The organism is Pseudomonas sp. rhizo66, from assembly GCF_031931925.1.
In the GTDB taxonomy this organism is placed as follows: domain Bacteria; phylum Pseudomonadota; class Gammaproteobacteria; order Pseudomonadales; family Pseudomonadaceae; genus Aquipseudomonas.
Map to the genome: position 1 here is coordinate 1 of NZ_JAUJWZ010000062.1, position 410 is coordinate 410.

The 410-nt window shown below is 61.5% G+C and carries 1 protein-coding gene; it reads left to right on the forward strand.

What is annotated here, in order from left to right; all coding sequences use genetic code 11:
- The coding region (locus QZR14_RS28215; RefSeq protein ID WP_311998313.1) for a hypothetical protein at positions 1–410 on the forward strand (410 nt) is incomplete at both ends.

The window sequence follows — 410 nt, forward strand, 5'->3', positions numbered from 1 at the left end:
GTCACAACCCTGACCGTCGGCGGCATCGCCGTCGTCACCAACGGTGTAGCGGCAGGTTTCCCGCAATCGATCACCACGCCGTTGGGCAGCACACTGACCATTACCGGTTTCAACGCTGCTACCGGCGTGGTGAGTTACAGCTACACCCTGGCCGATAACGAAGCCCATCCGAACGCCGACGGTGCGAACAATCTGCCTGAGCAGTTCGCCGTCACGGTAGTCGACGATAACGGCACCACCGCCAATGGCACGCTGGACGTCAACATCGTCGACGACCTGCCAAAAGCCAACGACGACAGCAACGGAACCGCGTCAGAAAGCCAACTGACCCTGACCGGCAACGTCCTGACCAACGATGTGCAAGGCGCTGACCGCGTACCCACCGGACCGGTAACCCCGGGCACATTCAC